The following is a 25,088-nucleotide window of genomic DNA, read 5'->3' as shown; positions in this document are numbered from 1 at the left end:
GCCGAACCGAGGCCGGTCAAGCCTGATCGTTTCCTGGCCAACGGCGACACCGTCCGGATCGGCGAGCTGACATTCGACGTCATCCACTTGCGCGGGCACACACCGGGATCGGTCGCGCTGGCACTCGATGGGCCCGCGACCGGCGGGGTCACGCAGTTGTTCACCGGCGACTGCCTGTTTCCCGGCGGGGTCGGCAAGACCTGGCAGCCCGGCGATTTCACCCAGCTGCTCACCGACGTCACCACCCGGGTATTCGACGTGTACGCCGACTCCACCGTCATCTACCCCGGCCACGGTGACGACACCGTGCTGGGCATCGAACGCCCTCACCTTCAGGAGTGGCGCGACCGTGGTTGGTGAACGACGCATCGCGGTGACGTAGGGCAGAACAAGGCCGGAAGACAGCGGCGGTAAGGACCTTGTTCCCTCGTCGGCGACCCGGCGGCGGCGCACAATCGCACACGAAGCCCGGCGCGAAGTGAGGTAGGCGCCGGTCGTGGCGCGAAGGAATGGAGTTCCGACGATGTGGGCACCGTCATCTATCCCGTTCTCCGTTTGGCGCAAGATCGCCATGGCCACCTGGCGTCCCCGAAAGGACCCGATCATCTGGGCGACGGCCGAAGTCGATGCTTCGCGGCTGCTGGACTACATCGCCCGGGTCCGCGAGGCCACCGGCCAGCATGTCACCCCCGTGGATCTGGTAGGCCGGGCGGCGGGAAAAGTCGTCGAAGCGCTGCCCGGCCTCAACGGCCGGGTGGTGTTCGGCAGCTTCCTGCCATCTCCGACGATCGACTGCTTTTTCGTCGTATCGCTGCGAACAGACGTGGTGACGGGAGTCGAAGCGGCCAGGACCGATCTTTCCGGCGCCGTCGTGCGTCGCATCAATGAGAAGCCGCCCTGGGTCATCGCCAAAGAACTGGCTGACCGTGCCGCACGGATCCGCCACAACGAAGATCCACAGTTCAAGCAAGCCAAGGCCATGGTCAAAGGCCTTCCCCCGTTGCTGCTGCGCCCGGTGATGGATGCGATCGCGTTCGTCACCGAAAGTCTGCAGCTGCCGCTGCCCTTCCTCGGGCTTGAGGCCCGCCCCTACGGTTCGATCCTCGTCAGCAATGTGGGCACCTACGGCCTGGACACGGCCGCCGCTCCCTGGCCGACGTTTTGCCACGTGCCATTCGGGATCCTGATCGGGGCGGTGACCGACAAGGTGCTCGCCGAAGACGGTCAACCGGTGGTCCGCCCGGTGCTGCCGTTGACGATCGGTCTGGACCACCGCTTCGTCGACGGGTACCAGGCGGCGACGATGGCCCACGTATTTCGCCAGTATCTGGACGATCCCGCCGCGTTCGACCCGGTCCCCCGTCCCGCGCCGCCGCGCAAGACGCGCCGGGCGCCCGTCGGGTCGAATGGGAAGCGGCCGGCGATGGCGTAGGCGCACTGTTCGCCGACAGCAGGAAATGCCATGGAGCTAGCGCAAAAACGGGTTCTGATCACCGGGGCTTCGCGAGGCATCGGGGCGGCTCTGGCACGTGCGTTCGCCGGTGCCGGGGCAAGCGTGGCGCTCGTCGCGCGGACCGACGGGCCCCTTCGCACGCTGGCGGGCGAGCTCGGAGGCTCTGCCCACGTTGCCGACCTGTCCGAGCCGGGCCAGGTACGCACACTGATTGCGCGCATCGAGGACGAGGCCGGGCCGATCGACGTCCTGGTCAACAATGCCGGCATCGACAACCAGACGGGTAGCTTCACCGACGCACCCGAGGCCGACTTGCGACGAGTCACCGAGGTCAACTACCTCGCGCCCGCCGAATTGTGCCGCTGCGCGATCCCTCGAATGCTGCACCGCGGCGGCGGGCATATCGTCAATGTCTCCTCGATGGCGGGCTGTGTAGCCCTTCCCGGATTAGTGACCTATTCGGCTTCCAAAGCGGCCCTTTCTCATTTCACCGCGGGCCTGCGAGCCGACCTTCGCGGCTTGCCGATCCGCACCACCCTCGTCGAACTCGGGCCGATTCCCACCGACCTGCTGGCCCATACCGAGGATTACCCGCCGACCGCCGATTCCTTCCGCCGCCTCTACCGGATGCACCTCATGGTCGACGTCACCCGCGAGATGGTTGCCGATCACGTCGTGTCCGCTGTACAGCAGGGCCGCAAACACGTCCGGCTGCCCAGGCGGGCAGCCGCCTTCTCGATGCTTGCCGAGGCTCCCAGGCGTACTGCCGAATTCGTTCTCACCGGCATTCCGCATCAAGCCAAGCGCCCAGCCTGGTCGCCGCAGCCCCCGGCCGGGGACGTCCGCGAGGGAGGCTAGGTGGTGTGCACGATGAGCACGTCGACTTTGGCCCGACGCGAGACGTTGGCCGGCACCGAACCCAGCAACCGCCCGGCGATCGTGCTCAGCCCGACATTGCCGACCACCAGGAGGTCGGCCTTCGCTTCTTCGGCGAGGCTGACCAGCGCGTCGACCGGAGCGCCCACGATGGCGCGTTCCTCGACGTTCTTCGCGCCGGCGTTGTGCGCTCGTTCCTTGGCGTCGTGCAGGATCTCGTAGATCGGGGCGGTGCCCGTCACCTTGTAGCTTTCGTCCTTCAGGACGTCGGCGGCTCGGGCGTCCTCGTGTTGAGGCAGGTACGCCGACGCGATGATCAACGTGGCATCGGCCCCGGCGATCTGCGCGGCCCGGTCCACTGCCCGCATCGACGAGTCCGAGCCGTCGGTTCCTACCACCACGGTCCGATAGGCGCCCATTTACCCTCCCAGTGTCGGTTGCTACGCCAACCCCAGACAGTATCGCTTTGCCTGATCCAGATGGGTCAGATTACCCACACCGCAGCGGCGTGGCGCAATCCGCATTTTGCCGGGCGGGCCAGCCGTAGCACACCAGCGGGTGACGGCCACGGCATCGAGGGACCCGATTCGCTGTGAAAATAGCTGTGGTTCAACGATTTTCGCCAAATGTGGCGATCATGCGGGGTAGCCCTGGCGGCGGTGCGCCCCGATGCCCGGCCGGGTGGCGAGACGACGGCTGGTGACCGGAATCATCGCCGGCGACCTACAGTGACAGGCATCATGTCTGCACCGACACTCGATCAGGACGCGGCGCCGCTGGGGGGTGAGGCGGCGCGCCCGCAGGCCCGTGGCCGGCGCCTCGACCCCTGGGCTATCGCTTTGCTGGCGACGGTTGTGAGCGGAGCCTGGGCCAGTCGGCCGTCGCTGTGGTTCGACGAGGGGGCGACGATCTCGGCTTCGGCGCGGCGCACCCTGCCGGAGTTGTGGAATCTGCTGGGCCATATCGATGCCGTACACGGCCTGTACTACCTGCTGATGCACGGCTGGTTCGCGATCTTCCCGCCGACCGAGTTCTGGTCGCGGGTTCCCAGCAGCCTGGCCATCGGGGCCGCCGCCGCCGGCGTCGTCGTGTTCGCCAAGCAGTTTTCCGGCCGCGGCATCGCAGTGTGTGCGGGAGCGGTCTTTGCCATCCTGCCGCGGGTGACCTGGGCGGGCATCGAGGCGCGCTCCTCTGCGCTGTCGGTGACGGCCGCGGTCTGGCTGACGGTGCTGCTGGTCACCGCGGTGCGGCGCAACAAGCCATGGCTGTGGCTGCTGTATGCGCTGGGGTTGATGCTGTCGATATTGGTCAGCATCAACTTGGGACTGCTGGTGCCGGTGTACGCCGCGCTGCTGCCACTGCTGGCCCCGGCCCGATCGCGGAAAGCTCCCGCCATCTGGTGGGCGGTCGCCTCGCTGGCCGCGGTCGGCGCCATGACGCCCTTCGTCCTGTTCGCCCACGGACAGGTGTGGCAGGTCGGGTGGATCTCGGGGCTGAACCGAAACCTCTTCCTCGATGTGGTGCATCGCCAGTACTTCGACCACAGTGTTCCGTTTGCGATCCTGTCCGGCGTGGTCGTCGTCGCCGCCGTCGTGCTGCGGTTAACCGGCGCGCCGGGGCCCGGCCAGGGCGCCCGACCGCTGCTGCTTGCCGGCGTGGCCTGGGTCGTCATTCCCGCCGCCGTCGTTCTGATCTACTCGGCGACCGTCGAACCCATCTACTACCCGCGCTACCTGATCCTGACCGCCCCCGGGGCGGCGGTCATCCTGGCCATCTGCATCGTCACCGTCGCCCGCAAGCTCTGGCTCATAGCCGGCGCGGTGGTCGTCTTCGCCGTCGCCGCGTTCCCGAACTACTACTTCACCCAACGCGGGCCCTACGCCAAGGAGGGCTGGGATTACAGCCAGGTGGCCGACGTCATCAGTGCCCATGCCGCGCCCGGTGATTGCCTGCTGGTGGACAACACCGTGCCGTGGCGACCCGGGCCGATCCGGGCGCTGCTGGCCACCCGACCGGCAGCGTTCCGGTCGTTGGTCGACGTGGAACGCGGCGCCTACGGGCCCAAGGTCGGCACGCTGTGGGACGGCCACGTCGCGGTGTGGCTGACGACCGCCAAGATCAACAAATGCACGACGCTGTGGACCATCACCAACCGTGACAAATCATTGCCGGATCATCAAGTGGGACAAGGTTTGTCGCCGGGAACGGCGTTCGGGCGCACGCCGGTGTATCAGTTTCCCGGCTACCTGGGTTTCCACATCGTCGAGCGGTGGCAGTTCCACTACTCGCAGGTCGTCAAATCAACCCGGTGACCGGCGTGCGCGCCGGGTCGCCCGGTAGGAGGCGACGAATCCGACGGCGGCCAGCACGGTGAACACCGCGAACAACCAGCGAGCGGCCGTCACTTCGCCCCCCTCGGCTCTGTTGACCACGACACCGGCCAGGCCGGCGCCGAAGGCCGCCGAGATCAGCTGCACGATGTTGATGGCCGCCGCCGCGGCGCCGCTCTCGGCCGGATCGTCGACGGAATCCATCGCCCACGCCGACAGATGCGGCCAGGCGATCCCGATCCCGGTCCCGGTGATCAGCAGCGCCAGCGCCCACAGCGCGACCACCCTCAGAGGCGCATCGGCACGCTGGGTGACGGCACCCAGCGCCAAGCCCGACGCCATCACCAACGGCGCTGCCGCCACTACATGCCCGATCACCCGGGTGTTGTTCACCGATGCGCTGACGATCTCGCTGACCGTCCAGCCCAGCGCCAGTGACGCACCCAGGAATCCGGCCGCCACCGGTGTCAGATTGCCCAACCGCTGACCGAACAGCGGCACATAGGTGGTCACCATCGCGGCGACCATCTGCACGGACATGGTCAGGTAGATCCATTTCAACGGTCCGGGCCCAAACACGCTGTGCGGCAACACTGCTACGTGCATCCGCCAGTCGACGACCACAAAGATCCCGATCAGCAACACGCTGGCGGCGAGCAGGCCCGCGGTCTGCACCAGGTAGCGCGGGAGTTCGGCGACGCTGACGGCCAGGGCGGCCGCGCCCATCAACAACAACGACCACACCGGCACCTTGTGCGCGGGGGTCACCGGCTGCTCACCGCTTACGCCGGCCCGGCTGCTCAGCACGGCCAGCACCAACAGTGCCATCAGCCCGGACATCACCGCCATCGCGGCGAACGCCCACCGCCACAGCCCGAACTGTGCGAAAAGTCCGCCCATGGCCGGCCCCACCAGCGTCGCCACCCCCCACATCGCCGACACCAGCGCCGAGCCACGCGTCCACAGCCGATGCGGCAGCGCGGCGTTGATCAGCGCGTAGCCGAGTCCGGCCAGCAGGCCACCGGCCACCCCTTGCAGGGTGCGTCCGGCGACCAGGGTCTCCATATTCGACGCGGCCGCGCACAACAGGCTCGCGACACCGAAGACGGTCAGTCCCATCAGATACGAGGTGCGGGCACCGACCCGCAACAGCATCGGGTTGACCGAGGTCGCCGCCACCACCGAACCGACCAGATACAGGGTCGTCACCCAGGCATACAGCCGGCTGCCACCGATTTCGGCGATGGTGCTCGGAAGGAGGCTGACGGTAAGGAACTCGTTGGTGGCATACAGCGCAACGCCGCCGGACAGCATGGTGGCCGTCCCCAAGTGCCTGCTCAGCAGTTCGCGCCAGCTGCCGGTCTCGCTCGCCGTATCGGTCACAGCTACACCGTAGGCACCGCGTGGTCACCCCGAGTCACTTGAGCCCGGCAGCGTCCATTCCACGCAATTCCTTTTTCAGGTCGGCAATTTCGTCGCGGAACCGGGCGGCCAGTTCGAACTGCAGGTCGCGCGCGGCGGCCATCATCTGCTCGGTGAGGTCCTTGATCAGGTCGGCCAGCTCAGCGCGGGGCATGTTCGAGGTGTCTCGGCCCTCGACGACGCCGGCGCTGACCGCGCGGCCGGGGGCACCCTGGGCACGTCGGCCGCGGGACGCGTTGCGGCCCGACCCACCGACCGCAACCGCCTCGGTGGCGTCAGTATCCGCGGCCTCGCGGTAGACCTGGTCGAGGATGTCGGCGATCTTCTTGCGCAGCGGCTGCGGATCGATCCCATTGGCCTCGTTGTAGGCGGTCTGCTTTGCCCGACGCCGCTCGGTTTCGTCGATGGCCTCTTTCATCGAGTCGGTGATCTTGTCGGCGTACATGTGCACTTCGCCGGAGACATTGCGCGCGGCGCGGCCGATCGTCTGGATCAGGCTGCGCGACGACCGCAAGAAGCCCTCCTTGTCGGCGTCGAGGATCGACACCAGCGACACCTCGGGGAGGTCCAAGCCCTCACGCAACAGATTGATGCCGACCAGCACGTCGTAGTCGCCCAGGCGCAACTGGCGTAACAGCTCCACCCGCCGCAACGTGTCGACCTCGGAATGCAGGTAGCGCACCCGGATACCCATCTCCAGCAGGTAGTCGGTGAGATCTTCGGCCATCTTCTTGGTCAGCGTGGTCACCAGCACCCGCTGGTCGGCATCGGCGCGTTTGCGGATCTCCCCGATGAGATCGTCGATCTGCCCCTTGGTCGGTTTCACCACCACCTTCGGGTCCACCAAGCCGGTCGGCCGGATCACCTGCTCGACGAACTCGCCGCCGGACTGGCTGAGCTCGTACGGTCCCGGCGTGGCCGACAGATATACCGTCTGCCCGATTCGGGTGGCGAACTCCTCCCAGGTCAGCGGGCGGTTGTCGCACGCCGACGGCAGCCGGAACCCGTATTCGACCAGATTGCGCTTGCGCGACATATCACCCTCGTACATGCCGCCGATCTGCGGCACGGTGACGTGCGACTCGTCGATGACGAGCAGGAAGTCCTCCGGAAAGTAGTCCAGCAACGTCGCGGGTGCGGAGCCGGGCGGCCTCCCGTCTATATGTCGCGAGTAATTTTCGATGCCCGAGCAGAACCCGACCTGCCGCATCATCTCGATGTCGTAGTTGGTGCGCATTCGTAGCCGCTGGGCTTCCAGCAGCTTGCCCTGCCCCTCCAAGTCGGCGAGCCGCTCGGCCAGCTCCTCCTCGATGGTGGAGATCGCGTGCGCCATCCGCTCCGGGCCGGCCACGTAGTGAGTGGCCGGGAAGATCCGCAACGAGTCGACCTGGCGGATCACCTCGCCGGTCAGCGGGTGCAGGTAATACAACGCCTCGATCTCGTCGCCGAAGAACTCGATGCGAACCGCCAGCTCCTCGTAGGAGGGGATGATCTCCACGGTGTCGCCGCGCACCCGGAACGAACCGCGGGTGAAGGACAGGTTGTTGCGGGTGTACTGCACGTCGACCAGCAGCCGCAACAGCCCGTCGCGCGGCACCTCGCCGCCGACCCGCAACTCGACCGAGCGGTCCAGGTAGGACTGCGGGGTGCCCAGACCGTAGATGCAGGACACCGAGGCCACCACCACCACATCACGGCGCGACAGCAGCGCCGACGTGGCGGAATGGCGCAACCGCTCCACGTCGTCGTTGATCGAGCTGTCCTTCTCGATGTAGGTGTCGGTCTGGGCGATGTACGCCTCGGGCTGGTAGTAGTCGTAGTACGACACGAAGTACTCAACGGCGTTGTGCGGCAACATCTCTCGCAGCTCATTCGCCATCTGGGCGGCCAGCGTCTTGTTGGGTTCCATGACCAGGGTGGGGCGCTGCAGGCGCTCGATGAGCCACGCGGTGGTGGCCGACTTTCCGGTGCCGGTGGCGCCCAGGAGCACCACATCACGCTCCCCCGCGTTGATCCGGCGCTCCAGCTCGTCGATGGCGGCCGGCTGGTCGCCGGCGGGCGCGTGCGGGCTGACCACCTCGAAGCGGGCGCCGGAGCGCACCAACCCTTCCACGTCCTCTGCGGCTGGGCGGTATTCGGAATGGGCAACTACTGGGTGTTCGGTGGCAAAAGCCATGTCATCAGAGTAGAACGAGGCACCGACACGTCTTAGCCGTGACGGACCCACATGCGCCTGGTCGGGTCCGATTCGAGCAGGTAGCCGTCGTTGGGGGCGGATACGGCAGACGCGGGGATGACGCGGCGCTGCGACGCCGGATTTGTCTCCCGTAGCACCATCCGGCTGCGCCGATAACGGGCCGTCCCGGCCGGGTAGGGTGGCCTCATCCACCCACCCAAGCACGAGACGTTCGACCTGGCGGCCCGCACCAACACCGACCCCAAAGGCATTGTGCGGGCCGTCGATGAGTACACCGTGCGTCCATGGGGGCTCTATCTGGCCCGGCCCACCCCGGGCCGTGCCCAGTTCCACTACCTCGAGTCCTGGCTGCTGCCATCATTTGGGTTGCGCGCCACCGTCTTTCACTTCAACCCTGGCCATGAACGCGACTACGACCACTACCTCGACGTGGGTGAATACACGCCCGGGGACGCGGTGTGGCGCTCCGAAGATCATTACCTCGACATCGAGGTCCGCACCGGACGCGGGGCCAGATTGGCCGACGTCGATGAGCTGCTGGATGCGGTCCGCCACGGATTGTTGCCCGCCGAGGTCGCCGAGAAGGCACTGCAGCGGGCGGTGACCGCCGTCGACGGCCTGGCCCGCCATGACTACGACTTGGTGCGCTGGTTGGCCGCCTACGGCATGGCCCTCACCTGGCACTCCGGTTGATCGCCGACCGCCGCGGGTCATTTGCGGCCATCGCGGGTATCCGTGTCGTATGCACTTCACCGGATACCGGCGCATGGGGCTGCCCGGCGCCATCACCGTGCGCCGCGGCGCACCAGCAGGACGGCACCGCCCGAAGAAGCTGACGACCGAGCAGGGCCCACGTTTCGTCATCCGCCATCACGTGACACACAGCGACCACTATGACCTGTCCCTCGAGATCGACGGCATGCTCGTCTGCTGGGCGATACCCCGAAGCCCGTCGACCGATCCGAAGGACAAGCGGATGGCCCTGCGCACCGAGGACCGCCCGGTGCAATACGCCACATTCGAGGCGGCGCGTGGCGTCATCGTCTGGGACCACGGCAGCTACGCCAACATGACGGGGCACGCCATGATCAAGGGTCTTGAGCGCGGCCATCTTTGGTTCCACTTGCACGGCCGGACACTGCGCGGCTGCTACGCGCTCACCCGGATCCGCGAGGGCGAGGACGAGACCTGGCTCCTGACCAAACGCAACGACGCCGTTCACCACGGTGACGCCGACGCACGGCCCAAACTTGGGCTGAGCCAACCCGAATCGGTGCTATCCGGTGGCAAATTTGACAACTCGTCGTGACGGATTTCGCCAAACGTGCGATCCGCTGGGTGACCCGCGCACGGCGCGTATCGTCATCGATATGAGCTCCACCACGCAGAAATGGTCTACGATCGCCGCCATCACGGCCGTCGCGGTCGGCTCACAACTAGACCCCGCACTCGCGCTGGCCGATCTCCACAACGTCACCTACATCGCCAGGATCGACGGTGTCGCACCCGGTAGTCAGGCCACCTTCGTGCTCAACGGCGGCCAGACATCCACCGCCCCGCTGAGCCCGATGCCCGGCAGCGTGTTCGAGGCCAACGAGGTACTGGCCGATCCGCAACAGGCAGGGATGCAGGTGTCGCTGCACTGGCCCTACTCGGCGAATGTCCACTGCGAAATCGACGTCGACGACAACGTCGCCACCCAAGTCGACCAGTTCGTCAGACCGAAGCAAGGCAACAGCGATCCCGTGAGCGGGGTACTGCGCTGCGGCGCCCCGCTACCCGGCGCCTGACCGTCACCTCCGGAACGCACCGGGCCTTACGGACGCCAGCCGACGGAATCGGCCCAGTCCCAAGCCCGCCGGTAGGCGTCGAGAAGCCACGGCTCTTTGGCTGCCGCGTAGTGCACGATGTCGCCGGCGGCTGATGCCGCGCTCTCCTCGGCGGCCCGCTTGAGCGACAGGTAGTCGTCGCGTACGCCGGGATTGGCCCGTAGCCAGTCCACGAACAGCAGCGCGAACTGCTGATTGGGCCAACCGTCCACCCGGATATGTACATTCGTCGGCCGTCCGGGATCGGCCGATGCGTGAAAGCGCTTGTGCCACAATGTGGCATCCGAACTGTGGTCAAAGTGGTCCACGGTGCTGCGCGCATCGGCTTTGGCGACGTCCTGGGTGATGTGCTCCAGCCGCGGATAACCGGCGGATAGCAGCGCGTCGGCGAGTTCGTCTGCCATCGCCAGTGATTCGACGGTGATCTGGATGTCGATGATGTCCTTGGCGTCATAGCCCGGAACCGCCGTTGAACCGATATGGTCCACTCGCAGCCCCCGATGGCCGGCTGCCATCTTGAGCCGGTTGACGATGCGGCGGGCCTGGTCCGGCCAACTCGGATCGGCCGGCACCAATCGTGCCGCTGCGTGGGCACGCCGACGCTCACTGAGGTTGTGGGCGAACGGCAGTATCCGGTTGTACCAGACGTCGCGGGCCCGCTCGACCAAAGCGTCCACGCTGCCCGAGTTGTCCAGCCAGACATCGGCGACTTCACGGCGCTGCTCGTCGGTGGCCTGCGCGGCGATCCGGGCGCGGGCGTCGGCTTCGGACATCCCGCGTTGCTCGACCAACCGTCGCACCCGGTGTTCGGCGTCGGCGTGCACGATCACCACCAGCGGGAACAGCGGCGCCATCCCCGATTCGACCAGCAGCGGAATGTCTTCGACGACAACCGCATCCTGCGCTACCGCCGCAATGATCTCGGCGCGGCGGCGGGCCACCAACGGGTGGACGATCCCGTTGAGTTTCGTCCGCGCCTCGTCATCCCGAAAGGCCTTGGCGGCCAACGCCGGTCGATCCAGCGCCCCGCTGGGCAGCAGGATGTCGTCGCCGAACGCGTCGACCAGTGCCGCCAACCCCTCGGTGCCCGGCTCGACCACCTCGCGAGCCAGGACATCCCCGTCGACGATGATTCCACCGCACTGCGCGAACGTGGTGGACAGCACCGACTTGCCGGCGCCGATGCCGCCGGTGAGTCCGATGCGCAGCATCGGCGACTAAGCGTTGCCGGCGAGTTTTTCCCGCAGCGCCGCCAGCTGGGCATCGCTGGCCAGTGACCCACCCGCGGCCTTCTCCGCCGAGGCCGGACTGCCCGAGGGCTGCTCGCCACCGCTGTGTCCGGCCGCCTCGGCCGCGGCAAACTTCTCCATCTGCGCGGTGTGCATCTTGTGGCGCCGCTCGGCCTCGGCGTAGCGGGCTTCCCATTCGGTGCGCTGCGCGTCGAATCCTTCCATCCACTCGTTGGTGTCGGGATCGAAGCCCTCGGGGAAGATGTAGTTGCCCTGCTCGTCGTAGCTGTCGGCCATGCCGTATTTCGCCGGGTCGAACTCCTCGGTGTAGTCCTCGTTGGCCTGCTTGAGCGACAACGAAATCCGGCGGCGCTCCAAGTCAATGTCAATGACCTTGACCATCGCGTCGTCACCGACGGCAACCACCTGGTCGGGCACCTCGACGTGACGCTCGGCCAGCTCGGAGATGTGCACCAGGCCTTCGATGCCCTCCTCGACGCGGACGAACGCACCGAACGGCACCAGCTTGGTGACCTTGCCCGGCACGATCTGGCCGATCGCGTGGGTGCGGGCGAAGTGGCGCCACGGGTCTTCCTGAGTTGCCTTCAGCGACAACGAAACCCGCTCGCGATCCATATCCACGTCGAGCACCTCGACGGTGACCTCGTCGCCCACCTGCACCACCTCGGACGGGTGGTCGATGTGCTTCCAGGACAGCTCCGAGACGTGCACCAGACCGTCCACACCGCCGAGATCGACGAAGGCGCCGAAGTTGACGATCGAGGAGACCACGCCCTTGCGGATGGTGCCCTTCTGCAGCTGGTTCAAGAATTCGCTGCGCACCTCGGACTGGGTCTGCTCCAGCCAGGCCCGTCGCGACAGGACCACGTTGTTGCGGTTCTTGTCCAGCTCGATGATCTTGGCTTCGATCTCCTTGCCGATGTACGGCTGTAGGTCGCGGACCCGGCGCATCTCGACCAGCGAGGCGGGCAGGAAGCCGCGCAGCCCGATGTCGAGGATCAGGCCACCCTTGACAACCTCGATGACGGTGCCCTTGACGGCCTCGTCCTTCTCCTTGAGCGCCTCGATGGTGCCCCAAGCGCGCTCGTACTGGGCGCGCTTCTTCGACAGGATCAGCCGGCCCTCTTTGTCCTCCTTGGTGAGCACCAGGGCCTCGACCTTGTCGCCGACGGAAACGACCTCGTTGGGGTCGACGTCGTGCTTGATGGAGAGTTCGCGGGCGGGGATGACCCCTTCGGTCTTGTAGCCGATGTCGAGGAGCACCTCGTCCCGGTCCACTTTGACGATGGTGCCCTCGACGATGTCGCCATCGTTGAAGTACTTGATCGTTTTGTCTATTGCTGCGAGAAAGTCCTCGGAGGAGCCAATGTCGTTGACGGCTACTTGCGGCGAGGTGACGGCGGGACTCGGCATATTGTTGGGTTGCTCCGGACAGGGTCGGTCGTAGGGACTGGGACGTTGAATTGTTGGTATGACCCGCCATCGAGCACCGACGGGCATCTGTCGAGGCTACTCGACTGTGTACATGCTGGACAAACCGCACCATCCGTCGCGTAGGTAACGCCGGGGTGCATCTATTGCCGTCGTGCTATCGGCGATGCTCGGGCTTCACATCGAGTCGCTGATCAGCCGCGGTGAGACCAACAGTCACCTGCATCCGCCGCGGTCGGCGCGCCGCTCGTCGAACAAGCCGCAAAGGGCCTGTTCCTGCTGCTAATGCTGACCGGGTATCGCCGCCCATGTGGTCGAACGCGCCTTCGTATCCGACCGCATCTACCGGAGGCCTATGCCGTGCACGCGGCCCGGCGGCAGGCGAAGTCACCCACCGAGACCAAGCTGCTCGCTGCACCTAGCGCAGGAACCTCCGTGCGTCAGCAAGTACCGCGGCCGCCCGTGGTTGGTCGCCGATCCGAGTCGACAGTGTGGCCCGAGCCAACTCGGGCGGCAGGGCCGACGAGAACTTGAGTCCCCGGAGCGCGTTCGCGTCGACCGCCGGCTGCTGCCACTCGACGGCATCCAGCGCAGCCGAGAACTCGGCGACCGTGACACCAGGCAGCAGCCGTAGCGACTTCTCGTCGATCCGCTGCCGGGGGTCGACGATCGTCGGCAACGAAGCCTGCAGCGTCCGGTTGGCCGCAGTTCCCGCCCACGTCCACCAACGCCCGGCCGAGTCGGTAGGCAGGCACACGATCAGGGCGTCGGTAGATAGGTGGTCGTCGTTCGCCTCTCGAATCTCTGCGAGCTTCGAGAACGCTCGGCGGGTGAATTCCACTCCCGCAGGCTGGGATCCGAGTAGCACTGACCGCATGCCGCGGGCGATGTCGTACGACAGACCGCCGCCGGACCCCGACCATTTGGCCCGCCCGCCGCCGTCCTCGGGTTCGACGAAGCATCTCCTGCGATCCCAATCGACATGGGTGACGCACCACGAACGCCCGCCGAGCAACAGCACTCGCGGCCCGTCGACCTCGTCGGTGAGCAATTCTGTACCGATGGTTCCGACTTCGACGCGTCCGGCGAGGACCAGGAACTCCGGGGGCGCCGTGAAGACCGCTGTGAGGTCGGAGAAGTAGCGGCGCCCGAACCTTCGCTCGGCCTCGGGCCCGATGTGCAGGAACGGCCCGTCGCGCTCGAAGAACCCCTCGGCGACGAGGTGATCCAGGATCGCCGGGCCGGCATCGAACAACGGCAGCTCACCCCACCAAGACACCCACTCCCCCGCGCTGATGCGGTGTTCCTGCAGGCACAACCCCATCAACTGCTGCGCCGCGATGTGCCGCGGCGCCGGCGGCGGAGTGATCGGTTCGACCCAGCCCTGCGACCAGCGCTGCAGCATCCCTGCTGCCAACAGCACACTCTCGTCGTCGACACACAGGAACAGGCAGTTGCGGACGGTGTAAGCCCGACGGCCGGTACGACCCAGCCGTTGCAGGAACGACGCGACTGTTCGGGTAGAGCCGATCTGGATGACACGGTCGAGATCGCCGACGTCGATGCCGAGTTCGAGGGTCGAGGTGGCGACGATGACGGTGTCGCGAGCCTCGGCGAATGCCGCCTCCGAGCGCCGCCGCTCGGACGCCGAAAGCGACGAGTGGGAGACGAACGTCGAAACGCCCAATCCCCGCAACGCGACTCCGAGTTCCTCGGCCTGGCGTCTGCTGTCGACGAACACCAGCCGCTTCTCTCCGGCGTGCAGTGACGCGATCACCCTGGCGGCATTGCTCAGTGACGCGACGTAATCCACCGTGATCTCGGGATCGGCATCGTTTACGACGGGAGCCGCCACCACCGACGAGGCGCGTGAGATGAAGCTGCCCTGCAGCCACGCCAGCAGTTCCGCGGGATTCCCGACGGTGGCCGATAGCCCCACCCGCTGCAGCTCACAGCCGGCTCCATCGTCTGATCAAGAATGAACTCCTCGACGAACTCCGGGGTCTGCAGCAGCGCGTAGGTCTTCTTCGCGTACTCGGACAGGTCCTGGTACACGTCGCCGAGAAATCGGGTGTCCACGCCGGCGAACGGATACAGCGCCTCACCCGCGGCGCTCTGCTGCCACCAGAACTCCAGCAACGCCCGGGCCGCATCACCGGACGGTGCAACCAGGTGCAGCGGTGCATACTCGTCCACCAAACCCTTTGTCGCAGTGAACTTTCCGAAGTGAGCGATGATCTGGTGCAGCCATTCACGGTCGGTATGCTCAGGATGCTGCTGGAAGTAGGCACGTCGCGCATCCAGCGCGTGGCCGCGTTCGTCAGCGGTGGCACCACCGATCCAGCGCGGCGTCACCAGCGCATTGTCCTCGCAGTAGCGCGCGAACACCGTCACCAGCACCCACGCCACCGCCGCCTGAGTCACCCGGTCGTCGCGCCCCTGCTGCCACGACGACGCCGTGCGCTGCGCCGCGAACGCCGCGTCGTAGTCCCGCTTCCACGACTCGTACACGCCCGGCTGGCGCAGGTCGTGCTCGCCGCCGTCGACTCGCGCCCGCAAGTCGGCTTCGAGCCCTGACACCTGACTGCGCAGCGCGGCCACCAAATCTGCTGCGGCCCAACTCACCACGATGACACCTTCCCCCTACTCGGTCTCACGCGGATGCCCGGGCCCCGCGTGGCGCAGCCATAACGTGTGCTTCGCGACATCGACGAGGTACCAGGTCCTTCCACCGCCGGTCACCTCGTACTGCCACTGCTCCATCTCCACCCCACCGTGCGCGGCCGACGCCAGCCGACCCTTGAGCCGGTGATGCCGCGGCGTTGGCGCCGGACTTTCTGGACGGCCGCGCAGCTCATTCCACGCAACCTCGGTGTTGGCTGCGGCTTGCTGGCATAACGACTCCCATCGCTTGACCGCCTCGCCGGTCGCGAACCGCAACTCCCATTGCCCCCGCGCGGCCGGCGGTGCGACCCTATCTCCCCGTTTCGGACTCACTCAGGCGCCGGCACCCTTCCGTAATCGCCGTCGCTCGGCGCGGTCAGGACCGCCGCCAACTCCGGATCGGCGAGCACCTCCGCCGTATGTCGCCAACTCTCGATCAGCTGAGCCACCGGCGCCGGGTTATCGATCGAATCCGCGGCCCGCATCGTCGCCACCAACTCATCGACGAACTCGTGGACCTCCGCACGCGACAAGAACGCCACCCACGGGAACGCCTCCGGCAACGCCTCGGTCACCAGGTCACGTACCCCGCGGTCGTGCCGCATCATCGCCACGAACAGCCGAGAGGTCGCCGACGACGCCTCCCGCTCCTGGGCCGCCCGCGAGGCCGTAGTCAGTACCAAATCCTCGGCGTCGCGCCGACGCACTCGCAGCGGGCGGCCCGCCGAACTGCGCAGCCAGCGCTCGACGGTCGCCTTGCCCTTCAACTGCAGATCGGAAAACGACACCTCGTCCATGGCATTAAAACTACTTATAAAGTCATCCTGATGTCGATGGTGCGTGTTCGGCTGCGTTGTCATGTGCGCACTGCATCCGCCGCGGCTGGCCAAAGCAGGAACTGCGCGGGCGAGCCCAGTTGAATCGGCTTGCGGTCCACCAGCGCTGCGGTCTGCCCACGCAGCTGGGGTAGCAGCACCCAGACGGGGCGCCGCCGCGGCGCCGACAGGTCGCTGAGCTCGGCGAGAATGTCCAGATGCCCGTAGCGGGCCAGCGGCGAAACCTCGGTGAGGATCAGCGGCTCGTCGCGGGCGCCGTCGAACACCGACGCGCGCAATTCGCCGGTCAACGCTGGCACCACCCGATCGATCACCGCGCGCAGCCCACGCGCATCGCGGGTGCCCGGTGCCGCGGCGTCGGCACTGCGAATCAGCTCCCATGACACGCCCTGCCGCTGCGCCAGTTCCCGCATCGCGGCGATCAGTCGCGTCGTCACGTCGAGTTCCTCGCCGTCGTAGGTAGCGGCGAGCTCCCGCGCGACCCGCTCATGCTCGCCCGGCCGATCCGGCGAGATGGGCACACCGATCGCGAGGAAACCCCGTTCGCCGATGCACCGGTGCAGCACCGCATCGTGATCCGCCCATTGCGCCGCGACGTCCAGGTCACCGGAGCCCGGTACCCGAGTCGGCGCGTGGGTGTGCATGGTGGTAGCGCTGGGCGGTTCGGGAACCCGGAAACGGTAGGCCTCGCCATCCCACTCGAGGTCGAGTCCGGTCTGCGCAATGAGGGTGTCCAGGTGCGGCCGAGATGGAACGCCATCCAACTCGGGGAACCGCGCGGTGACCCGGCTGCGGACCTGCGAGGGCGACAGCGACTCCGACTGCGCCAGCCCCGTCAGCGCCACCCGCACCGCGGCCGCGGGCGGCATGTTGCGGTTGTGCAACTCGCCGCGGCCGGACACCGCGGCATGACGTGAGATGGCGGCGCCCAGCCGCACCAACCGCGCGTCCGCCGGCAACCGGACTGGCGCGTCGGCGTCACTGACGGCGCGGAAGCCGTTGCGGAATGCCGCCCCCAGCTCCCTGGCCGCCGTCGAGGCGGGCACCACGGCGGCAGCGTCGGCGCTGACCAATTTGTCGGCCCGCTCCCCCGCAGCTTCGGCCGCGGCCAGCAGCATCTCGTCGCCGGCCAGCAGCGCCAGTCGCCGGCCGTGCCGTCGACGCACGAATTCTTTTGTCCCCGATGCTGTTTCGTGCTCGCTGAGCCGGTCCAGGGCCGCACGCAGCAAGCCACCAGCGGCGCGGTCGTGTGCCGACCAGTCGGCCGAGGTGACGCCCGACTGCGACAGCTGCGCGCGGATCTCGGCCGTCAGCGTGCTCACCGCGGCGACCCCGCCGAAATCGGTGACCACCTGCTTGGCGATCTCGGAGATCGCGTCGAGCAAGTCCCGGGTGGCGGTGTTGTTCGCCCAGTCGTCCTGCAGTTCCTTGAGTACCTGGATGCCGCGCGGAGTGGTCTTGCCCAGTTTCTCGGCCAGTTCGGCGCTGCTGGCGAACGCGTCCAGTCCCGGGGTGACACCCAGGATCAGCTCGGCGGCCTGCCTACGGGTGGTCACCGCTCGTGGAGCCGATACGGCCGACATCAACAGGCCGACCGCGTCGTCGAGACCCATGAGTTGATCGGAGGCGATGCGCTGCTTGCCCAGCCGCATCGTCCACTCGCGATAGCGGAGGGTGATCTCCTTGCGAGTGTCTTTGGCTTCGCGGGCGACCAGCCGGTTGAGCGGTGTGGAGTCCAGCGCCAGCAGTTCGCCGACGGTGGCGACCTGCGCGGTGGCCAACGCCGAGACGGCCCGAGCGCTCAGCCCCGCGGCGGCCAGCGGAGTCGACACGTCCGCCGTCGCGGCGGCCGAATCGCTTTCCTGTGGCGCGGTTTCGGTGTCCAGCGCGGCGAAGACGGCACGCCAGGCGCGCAGCATGTCCTCGGCGGTGTCGGGCCGTTGGGCAGCATCGCGGGACAGCGCAGTGGTGAAGAACTCGACCATCGCCGCGGCGACCGTCGGCTCGAACATGTCCGGCGTCAGGGCGATGTCGTCGTCGACCGTCGCCGGATTGGTGTTCGAGTCCGGCCCGTACTGGGGGCTGTTGCCGGTCGCCATCTCGAACAGCACCACCGCGGCGCCGTAGCGTTCGGCGGCGGTGTCGTACTGGCGGCGGCCGCCGGTGCCCAAGAACGGGTCCAAGTAGGGCGGGGTGCCTGCCTCGATATTCTTCGGATCGACCCCGGCCATCGAGAAGTCGAACATCACCAGATGCAAGTCGGCGCGTGAACTCGACTGGTAGACAACGAGATTCGCCGGTTTGATGTCGCGCTGTGTGACCCCTTTGCGTTCCAGCGCCACCAGGGCGGTCAGCAGGTCGGTGCCCCAGCGTTCCAATAGGTCGATCGACAAGCGGCCGCGGTTGTTGAGTTCTTCGGCCAGCGTGGTACGCCCGACGTACTTGAGCAGCAGCGCGGTGCGGCCGCCGACGTCGACGACGCCGTGCAAGGTGACGATGCGGTCGTCGTCCTCGAAGCGGCCCAGGAGCTGCGCCTCGGCGCGCAGCCGCTCGGCGGCGTCGGCGTCTTTGGCCACCTTCAACACCCGTTCGGCGCCACCCACCTGCTGGTCGGCGACCAGGATGCCGACCGCCGTCGACCCGGCGCCAAGCTTGCGGCGATAGGTGAACCGTCCGGCCAGCTCGGTTCCGGGCCCGGCCTCCAGCGGGTCGGTGCCGGTCGCCTTGCCGAGCACGTCCTCGCGGGCAGCGGCGAGTCGTTCGAGAAACTCGGCTACGTCGGCTATGCGACCGTCGGGCCTGGGGTTGGTGGCGTCGAGCACCAGCTGGCGCAGCGACGTTCGGACCTGCGGCATCTCCGCGGCTAGATCCAGGCCATGGTCGCGACGCAGCCGGTCCATCAGCTCGCCGCGTTCGGTGGCCGGCGCCCGGCCGCTGGTCAGCACGAAAAACGCCCGCGCCCCGAGCCCGAAGACGTCGATGCGCGCCGGATCCGTCGGGCGCGGCCCCTCCGGGGCGGCGAACAGCCGGGCCATCTCGTGTGGTGCTGCCGCCATCAGCGACAGCGACCCGCTCGACAGCCGGCTCACGGCGGTGTCGGGGTTGGCGGGCAGCACACCGGCGCTATCCCAGTCGGTGACCTGCGGCAGCGGTTCGTCGCGATCGCGGATTGTTACCGAACGCGGGTTGAGGCCGCGATGCACCACGCGGTTGCGGTGGGCGTAATTGACGATGTCGGCCAGCCGACCGATCAAGTCGAGTTGTTGTTCGAGCGACAGGTTCTTGTGAGCGGCCAGCCAAAGGTCAAGCGGCACATCACCTTCGGGCTGTGGGAATACCAGACCGATACCCAGTTCGGGCTCGTTGACCAGGTCTTCGGGAACCTGCAATCCGTCGTAACGCAACCGGGACAGCAGGTGAAACTCGTGGGCGACGGCCTGCTTGCGGGCGTGGCTGTCGGCGGTGGTGGCGCCGTCTCCGATGGTGTAGAAGCGGATGCGGGCGTGCCGTTCGGTGTCGACATGATGGAAGGCCGGCCAGTCCTGCCAACCGTCGCCGTCGGCGAGTGGCTGCTCGTCGATGATCCACGAGCCGACTTCGCGCTGGCGCCGCGGCGCCAGGCCGATCGCCTTCATCAGACCGTGGATGATCAGGCTGTTCTTTTCGCTGACCGGCTCCCGTCGAGCCGGGGCCAGCAAGCGTTCGGATATCCCGGGCAATCGGGTCTTGGCGCTGTACCCGTCCAGGCCGTACAGGTTGATCGTCGAGGTCTCCGGCAGCTCGCAGGTGAACTCCCGATGGTGCAGGAACACCAATTCCTGCACGTAGGGGATGATGCCCGGGTCGTAGCCCGCCTTCTGCCGCAGCGTGTCCTTGAGCAGCGACGCGAAGTACTGGGCCTCGCGGCGCGTCAGCAGCAGTGGCGAATCCTCAGGCCGCTGCCCGTTGCGGATCCACACGTGGTCGTTGCCCCGCAGGGTGCCCGCGTAATGCTTGAGCTCGATCAGATACAGGGTGTCGCGGGCGAGCACCAGGAGGTCGACCTCGTGCCAGCGGCCGCGGTTGTCGCGGAACTCGAAGTTGGCCCAGGCGCGAAACGGCGCGGCGTCGGGAAGAATCCGCTTGATGGCGTCGAGCCCCTGCTGTTCGTGGGCGAATTGCGACTCGGCGATCTGAACCCAACGGCCGTCCTTCACCGGCCGGGCACCTCCTCGTCGCTCTGGGCCGGATTGCTGTGCCCCAGTATCCGCCGCGACACCGACAATGTAGGCACTTCAATGTCGCGTGTGTCGAGCCGCGAGCGCTAGTGCGCCGCCGCGTCCCAGCTCCGGCCGTAGCCCACCGACACCTCCAGCGGAACATCAAGCGGATAGGCGCCGCCCATTTTCTCGCGCACCAACGCCTCGACCCGGTCCCGTTCTCCGGGTGCGATCTCGAACAGCAATTCGTCGTGGACCTGCAGCAGCATGCGCGACGCCAGGCCAGCCTCAGTAAGCGCCTTGTCGACCTCGATCATGGCCACCTTGATGATGTCGGCGGCGCTCCCCTGGATCGGCGCGTTGAGCGCCGCCCGCTCGGCGGCCTCACGCACTTGGCGATTGCTGCTGTCCAGCTCGGGCAGATAGCGCCGACGGCCCAGCACGGTCGAGGTGTAGCCGTCCTTGCGGGCCTGCTCGACGACGGCCTGCAGGTAGTCGCGGACCCCGCCGAACCGGGCGAAGTACTGGTCCATCTGGATCTTCGCCTCTTCGGTGGAGATCTTCAGCTGGGTGGACAGCCCATAGGCGCTCAACCCGTAGGCCAGGCCGTACGACATCGCCTTGACCCGGCGGCGCAGGTCGGCGGTCACTTCGTCGATAGGCACGCCGAACGCGCGGGACGCGACGAACGAATGCAGATCCTCGCCGGTGTTGAAGGCTTCGATGAGGCCAGCGTCGCGGGACAGATGCGCCATGATCCGCATCTCGATCTGGCTGTAGTCGGCGGTCATCAGTTCGCTGTAGCCGGCGCCCACCACGAAAGCGTCGCGGATCTGCCGGCCGGCGTCGGTGCGAATCGGGATGTTCTGCAGGTTGGGTTCGGTAGACGAAAGCCGGCCGGTGGCCGCGATGGTCTGGTTGAACGTGGTGTGAATGCGGCCGTCGGCGGCCACCGAGTTCAACAACCCGTCGACGGTGACCTTGAGCCGGGTGACGTCGCGATGCGCCAGCAGGTGCTGCAGGAATAGGTGCCCGGTCTTATCAAAAAGACCCTGCAGCGCGTCGGCGTCGGTGGTGTAGCCGGTCTTGGTCCGCTTGGTCTTGGGCATGCCGAGTTCGTCGAACAGCACCACCTGCAGCTGCTTGGGCGAGCCGAGGTTGATCTGCTTGCCGATGACGGCGTATGCGGCCTCGGCGGCATCGCGGATCTGGTCGGCGAATTGGCTTTGCAGCTCGGCCAGCATCGGCAGGTCGACGGCGATCCCGGCGCGCTCCATCTCGGCCAGCACCCGCTGCACCGGCAGTTCCATCTCGGCCAGCAGCGCGGTGGAGTCGATGCGGGCCAGTTCGGCGTCCAGCGCTTCGGCCAGGTCCACCACGGCCCGCGCGCGCAGAATAGTGGTCTGGACCGCCTGGTCGTCCACCCCATCAATATCGTCGAGCAGTGAAAGCTGTTGCTGCTCAGGTGTTTCTGCCCGTAGCTCGCGGCGCAGGTAACGCAGCGAAAGGTCGTCGAGTGTGAAGCTGCGCTGTCCCGGCCGCACCAGGTAGGCCGCTAGCGCGGTGTCGGAGGTGACCCCTTTCAAAGTCCAGCCGCGGCCGGCGAGGTCGTGAATGGCCATCTTGGCCTCGTGCAACGCTTTGGATTTGGCAGGGTCGGCCAGCCAGGCCGCCAGCGCGGCGTCGTCGTCGGGCGTCACAGTCGCGGTGTCGAGGTAGCCGCCTTCCCCGTCGGCGGCGGCGATCGCCAGCGCGGTGGCGTCGCCGCCATGAGGCAGATGTGTGCCCACGACCGTCAGGCCGGAGCGGCGCCCGTCGCTGGCGTGCTCGGCCAGCCACTTGGCCACCGTGCCGGGCTCCAGCGCGCCACCGCGAATGTCAAACCCCTCCTCGACCTCGGGTTCGGCGGCGACCAAGGTGTCGAACAGCCGGTCGCGCAGCACCCGGAATTCGAGGTCGTCGAAGAGCCGGTGAATGTGGTCGCGGTCCCAGGGCTGCAGCCGTAACGTGTCGGGGGTTTGGGCCAGCGGCACGTCGCGGACCAGGTCGGTGAGTTCCCGATTGCGCACCACGCTTGCCAGGTTGGCGCGCAGCGCATCGCCGACCTTGCCGCGCACCGAGTCGACGTTGTCGACCAGCCCTTGCAGGGAGCCGTATTCGGCGATCCACTTGGTCGCTGTCTTCTCCCCCACCCCGGGAATGCCGGGCAGGTTGTCGCTGGGGTCGCCGCGCAGCGCGGCGAAGTCGGGATACTGCGCCGGGGTGAGTCCGTACTTTTCGACGACGGCGTCGGGGGTGAAGCGAGTCAGTTCGCTGACGCCTTTGCGAGGGTAGAGCACCGTCACGTCGTCGCTGACCAGCTGCAGGGAGTCGCGGTCGCCGGTGACGACCAGCACCCGATATCCCTCCTTCTCGGCCTGGGAAGCCAACGTCGCGATGATGTCGTCGGCTTCGAAACCCGGTTCGGCGAGCACCGTGATGCCCAGCGCGCCCAGAACCTCCTTGGTGATGTCGATCTGGCCGTGAAATTCGTCGGGCGTCGATGACCGGTTGGCCTTGTACTCCGGGTAACGCTCGGAGCGGAAGGTCTGCCGGGACACGTCGAAGGCCGCGGCGATGTGCGTCGGGGCTTCGTCGCGAAGAAGGTTGATCAGCATGGCGGTGAAGCCGTAGACCGCATTGGTGGTCAGCCCGCCGCGGGTCTTGAAGTTCTCCGCGGGCAGTGCGTAGAACGCCCTAAAGGCCAGCGAGTTGCCATCCAGCAACATCAACGTCGGCTTGGCCTGATCCTCACTGGCGGTGCTCACGGATCACACTCTATGCACCTGGTCCGACGCATATGCGGACGCCGGAACTGCAACACGTTTCAGTTTTGTGCGTCTGCTCGGTAGGCTGGGCCGGTGCCCGAGGTCACCAGCCAAGCACCGGCCATTGACGGGTGGTTTTCCACCGACGACGCCGGTGTCCCGCATCTAATCGGCAGTAAATGCCCGCACTGCGGCACGTACGTCTTCCCGCCGCGCGAGAACAACTGCCCGAACCCGGCCTGCGACGGCGACTCGCTGGAATCGGTCGCGCTATCGACGCGGGGAAAGTTGTGGAGCTACACCGAGAACCGTTATGCCCCGCCGCCGCCCTATCCCTCCCCCGACCCCTTCGAGCCGTTCGCCGTCGCCGCGGTGGAGCTGGCCGACGAAGGGCTGATCGTGCTGGGCAAGGTGGTCGAGGGCACGCTGGCGGCCGACTTGAAAGTGGGCATGGAGATGGAGCTGACCACCATGCCGCTGTTCACCGACGACGACGGTGTGCAACGCATCGTCTATGCGTGGAGGATTGCCCAGACATGAGCACGCCCGAACCGCTGTACATCCTCGGCGCCGGAATGCACCCGTGGGGCAAGTGGGGCACTGACTTCACCGAGTACGGGGTGGTAGCCGCGCGGGCCGCGCTGCGCGAGGCCGGCCTGGACTGGCATCAGATCCAATTGGTGACCGGGGCGGACACCATCCGCAACGGCTACCCGGGATTCGTCGCCGGCGCCACGTTCGCCCAGAAGCTGGGCTGGAACGGCGTGCTGGTCAGCTCCAGCTACGCCGCGTGCGCCAGCGGTTCGCAGGCCCTGCAAAGCGCCCGCGCGCAGATCCTTGCCGGTTTCTGCGATGTGGCGCTGGTGATCGGCGCCGACACCACGCCGAAGGGCTTTTTCGCCCCGGTAGGCGGCGAGCGCAAGAACGACCCCGACTGGCAGCGCTTCCATCTCATCGGCGCGACGAACACGGTGTACTTCGCGCTATTGGCGCGGCGGCGGATGGACCTCTACGGCGCCACGCTCGAAGACTTCGCTCAAGTGAAGGTCAAGAACTCCAAGCACGGGCTGAACAACCCGAATGCCCGCTACCGCAAGGAGAACTCGATCGACGACGTGCTAGCCAGCCCGGTGGTCTCGGATCCGCTGCGGCTGCTGGACATCTGCGCCACCTCCGACGGCGCCGCGGCGCTGATCGTAGCCAGCGCGAAGTTCGCCCGCGAGCATCTCGGCTCGCTGGAGGGGGTGCCGTCGGTGCGCGCGGTCAGCACGGTGACCCCGCGCTACCCTCAGCATTTGCCCGAATTGCCCGATATCGCAACGGATTCCACCGCGGCGGTACCCGCACCGGACCGGGTGTTCAAGGATCAGATCCTGGACGCGGCCTACGCGGAGGCCGGCATCGGGCCCGAGGACGTGAGCCTGGCCGAGGTTTATGACCTGTCTACCGCGCTGGAGCTCGACTGGTACGAGCATCTGGGGCTGTGCGCCAAGGGTGAAGCCGAGGCGCTGCTGCGCAGCGGCGCGACCACCATCGGCGGCAGGGTCCCGGTCAACCCCTCGGGCGGCCTGGCGTGCTTCGGCGAGGCGATCCCCGCGCAGGCCATCGCCCAGGTGTGTGAGCTGACTTGGCAATTGCGCGGTCAGGCCACCGGCCGGCAGGTGGAGAACGCAAAGGTCGGCATTACCGCGAACCAGGGCCTGTTCGGCCACGGCTCGTCGGTGATCGTGGCGCGTTAGACCCTGCCGGGCAGACACAGAATCGCACTCCGCTGCGCGGATCCGTGCGATTCCG

Annotated in this window: 21 protein-coding genes; 9 read left to right on the top strand and 12 right to left on the bottom strand. The window is 67.1% G+C overall.

Features of this window, described 5'->3' with window-relative positions:
• The 3 genes from BST40_RS02480 to BST40_RS02470 all read left to right on the top strand — a co-directional run.
• A partial coding sequence (locus BST40_RS02480; protein ID WP_142276699.1) for an MBL fold metallo-hydrolase occupies positions 1-360 on the top strand: 360 nt, incomplete at its 5' end.
• 163 nt (positions 361-523) lie between these two features.
• Complete coding sequence (locus tag BST40_RS02475; protein WP_075546214.1) at positions 524-1,432, top strand: 2-oxo acid dehydrogenase subunit E2; 909 nt, start codon at positions 524-526, stop codon at positions 1,430-1,432.
• Positions 1,433-1,462: 30 nt separating this feature from the next.
• Positions 1,463-2,311: an SDR family NAD(P)-dependent oxidoreductase gene (locus BST40_RS02470; RefSeq protein WP_075546213.1), complete on the top strand. Its 849-nt coding sequence runs from the start codon at positions 1,463-1,465 to the stop codon at positions 2,309-2,311.
• Here the strand turns inward: BST40_RS02470 and BST40_RS02465 are convergent.
• Positions 2,308-2,748 (bottom strand): universal stress protein, encoded by a 441-nt coding sequence (locus BST40_RS02465; RefSeq protein WP_023373708.1) that lies wholly within the window; start codon positions 2,746-2,748, stop codon positions 2,308-2,310. The genes BST40_RS02470 and BST40_RS02465 overlap by 4 nt on opposite strands.
• Before the next feature lie 231 nt (positions 2,749-2,979).
• Between BST40_RS02465 and BST40_RS02460 the strand changes: the two genes are divergently transcribed.
• The gene (locus tag BST40_RS02460) at positions 2,980-4,641 is read left to right on the top strand and encodes a mannosyltransferase (RefSeq protein WP_089024983.1); all 1,662 of its coding nucleotides are present in this window, start codon (positions 2,980-2,982) and stop codon (positions 4,639-4,641) included.
• Here the strand turns inward: BST40_RS02460 and BST40_RS02455 are convergent.
• Genes BST40_RS02455 through BST40_RS29955 form a run of 3 tightly spaced genes read right to left on the bottom strand, consistent with a single transcriptional unit; the run spans position 4,630 to position 8,466 of the window.
• Positions 4,630-6,042: an MFS transporter gene (locus BST40_RS02455; RefSeq protein ID WP_075546211.1), complete on the bottom strand. Its 1,413-nt coding sequence runs from the start codon at positions 6,040-6,042 to the stop codon at positions 4,630-4,632. The two genes, BST40_RS02460 and BST40_RS02455, sit on opposite strands and share 12 nt — an antisense overlap.
• Positions 6,043-6,076: 34 nt before the next feature.
• Positions 6,077-8,257, bottom strand: a complete 2,181-nt coding sequence (gene uvrB / locus BST40_RS02450) for an excinuclease ABC subunit UvrB (RefSeq protein ID WP_083153318.1) — start codon at positions 8,255-8,257, stop codon at positions 6,077-6,079.
• A gap of 32 nt (positions 8,258-8,289) precedes the next feature.
• Positions 8,290-8,466: a hypothetical protein gene (locus BST40_RS29955; protein ID WP_158006320.1), complete on the bottom strand. Its 177-nt coding sequence runs from the start codon at positions 8,464-8,466 to the stop codon at positions 8,290-8,292.
• Positions 8,467-8,530: 64 nt separating this feature from the next.
• Between BST40_RS29955 and BST40_RS02440 the strand changes: the two genes are divergently transcribed.
• The 3 genes from BST40_RS02440 (at position 8,531) to BST40_RS02430 (ending at position 10,068) form a co-directional block, all read left to right on the top strand.
• Positions 8,531-8,971 (top strand): ribonuclease FAU-1 family protein, encoded by a 441-nt coding sequence (locus BST40_RS02440; protein ID WP_075546208.1) that lies wholly within the window; start codon positions 8,531-8,533, stop codon positions 8,969-8,971.
• 49 nt (positions 8,972-9,020) lie between these two features.
• Positions 9,021-9,587 (top strand): DNA polymerase ligase N-terminal domain-containing protein, encoded by a 567-nt coding sequence (locus tag BST40_RS02435; RefSeq protein ID WP_244174260.1) that lies wholly within the window; start codon positions 9,021-9,023, stop codon positions 9,585-9,587.
• 61 nt (positions 9,588-9,648) lie between these two features.
• On the top strand, positions 9,649-10,068 hold the full coding sequence (locus tag BST40_RS02430; RefSeq protein WP_075546207.1) for a hypothetical protein: 420 nt from the start codon (positions 9,649-9,651) through the stop codon (positions 10,066-10,068).
• Positions 10,069-10,094: 26 nt separating this feature from the next.
• Here the strand turns inward: BST40_RS02430 and coaE are convergent, their stop codons facing one another.
• The 8 genes from coaE to polA form a co-directional block, all read right to left on the bottom strand.
• The gene (coaE, locus tag BST40_RS02425) at positions 10,095-11,318 is read right to left on the bottom strand and encodes a dephospho-CoA kinase (protein WP_083153316.1); all 1,224 of its coding nucleotides are present in this window, start codon (positions 11,316-11,318) and stop codon (positions 10,095-10,097) included.
• A gap of 6 nt (positions 11,319-11,324) precedes the next feature.
• Entirely contained in the window at positions 11,325-12,770 is a 1,446-nt protein-coding gene (gene rpsA / locus BST40_RS02420) for a 30S ribosomal protein S1 (protein ID WP_083153314.1), read from the bottom strand.
• A 436-nt stretch (positions 12,771-13,206) separates the two neighbouring features.
• Positions 13,207-14,727, bottom strand: a complete 1,521-nt coding sequence (locus BST40_RS02415) for a helicase-related protein (protein ID WP_244174258.1) — start codon at positions 14,725-14,727, stop codon at positions 13,207-13,209.
• Complete coding sequence (locus tag BST40_RS02410) at positions 14,625-15,416, bottom strand: hypothetical protein (RefSeq protein ID WP_240316640.1); 792 nt, start codon at positions 15,414-15,416, stop codon at positions 14,625-14,627. The genes BST40_RS02415 and BST40_RS02410 overlap by 103 nt, the downstream gene beginning before the upstream one ends.
• Before the next feature lie 15 nt (positions 15,417-15,431).
• A complete protein-coding gene (locus tag BST40_RS02405) occupies positions 15,432-15,785 on the bottom strand; it encodes a hypothetical protein (protein WP_083153312.1) in 354 nt (117 codons plus the stop codon).
• Positions 15,782-16,249, bottom strand: coding sequence for a hypothetical protein (locus BST40_RS02400; RefSeq protein WP_083153310.1), 468 nt, complete (start codon positions 16,247-16,249; stop codon positions 15,782-15,784). The genes BST40_RS02405 and BST40_RS02400 overlap by 4 nt, the downstream gene beginning before the upstream one ends.
• A 59-nt stretch (positions 16,250-16,308) precedes the next feature.
• Positions 16,309-20,484 carry a BREX system serine/threonine kinase PglW gene (pglW, locus tag BST40_RS02395; protein ID WP_083153308.1) on the bottom strand — a complete coding sequence of 1,392 codons (4,176 nt, stop codon included), beginning with the start codon at positions 20,482-20,484 and terminating at the stop codon, positions 16,309-16,311.
• A 107-nt stretch (positions 20,485-20,591) separates the two neighbouring features.
• Complete coding sequence (polA, locus tag BST40_RS02390; protein WP_089024982.1) at positions 20,592-23,255, bottom strand: DNA polymerase I; 2,664 nt, start codon at positions 23,253-23,255, stop codon at positions 20,592-20,594.
• 132 nt (positions 23,256-23,387) lie between these two features.
• Here polA and BST40_RS02385 point away from each other — a divergent pair, with 132 nt between their 5' ends.
• Entirely contained in the window at positions 23,388-23,834 is a 447-nt protein-coding gene (locus tag BST40_RS02385) for a Zn-ribbon domain-containing OB-fold protein (protein ID WP_075546202.1), read from the top strand.
• Positions 23,831-25,033, top strand: coding sequence for a lipid-transfer protein (locus tag BST40_RS02380; protein WP_083153304.1), 1,203 nt, complete (start codon positions 23,831-23,833; stop codon positions 25,031-25,033). The genes BST40_RS02385 and BST40_RS02380 overlap by 4 nt, the downstream gene beginning before the upstream one ends.
• The last annotated feature ends 55 nt before the right edge of the window (positions 25,034-25,088 follow it).

The organism is Mycobacterium persicum (genome assembly GCF_002086675.1).
GTDB lineage: Bacteria > Actinomycetota > Actinomycetes > Mycobacteriales > Mycobacteriaceae > Mycobacterium > Mycobacterium persicum.
Note: the sequence above shows the minus strand (reverse complement) of the source record. Positions and strands in the feature narration are given on the sequence as shown.

Excerpts from the sequence above, each read along its gene's own strand:
- BST40_RS29955 (WP_158006320.1), bottom strand. The coding sequence starts at position 8,466 with ATGAGGCCACCCTACCCGGCCGGGACGGCCCGTTATCGGCGCAGCCGG.
- BST40_RS02475 (WP_075546214.1), top strand. The coding sequence starts at position 524 with ATGTGGGCACCGTCATCTATCCCGTTCTCCGTTTGGCGCAAGATCGCC.
- polA (WP_089024982.1), bottom strand. The coding sequence starts at position 23,255 with ATGTTGCTGGATGGCAACTCGCTGGCCTTTAGGGCGTTCTACGCACTG.
- BST40_RS02380 (WP_083153304.1), top strand. The coding sequence starts at position 23,831 with ATGAGCACGCCCGAACCGCTGTACATCCTCGGCGCCGGAATGCACCCG.
- BST40_RS02430 (WP_075546207.1), top strand. The coding sequence starts at position 9,649 with ATGAGCTCCACCACGCAGAAATGGTCTACGATCGCCGCCATCACGGCC.
- uvrB (WP_083153318.1), bottom strand. The coding sequence starts at position 8,257 with ATGGCTTTTGCCACCGAACACCCAGTAGTTGCCCATTCCGAATACCGC.
- BST40_RS02465 (WP_023373708.1), bottom strand. The coding sequence starts at position 2,748 with ATGGGCGCCTATCGGACCGTGGTGGTAGGAACCGACGGCTCGGACTCG.
- BST40_RS02470 (WP_075546213.1), top strand. The coding sequence starts at position 1,463 with ATGGAGCTAGCGCAAAAACGGGTTCTGATCACCGGGGCTTCGCGAGGC.
- rpsA (WP_083153314.1), bottom strand. The coding sequence starts at position 12,770 with ATGCCGAGTCCCGCCGTCACCTCGCCGCAAGTAGCCGTCAACGACATT.
- BST40_RS02435 (WP_244174260.1), top strand. The coding sequence starts at position 9,021 with ATGCACTTCACCGGATACCGGCGCATGGGGCTGCCCGGCGCCATCACC.
- coaE (WP_083153316.1), bottom strand. The coding sequence starts at position 11,318 with ATGCTGCGCATCGGACTCACCGGCGGCATCGGCGCCGGCAAGTCGGTG.
- BST40_RS02400 (WP_083153310.1), bottom strand. The coding sequence starts at position 16,249 with ATGGACGAGGTGTCGTTTTCCGATCTGCAGTTGAAGGGCAAGGCGACC.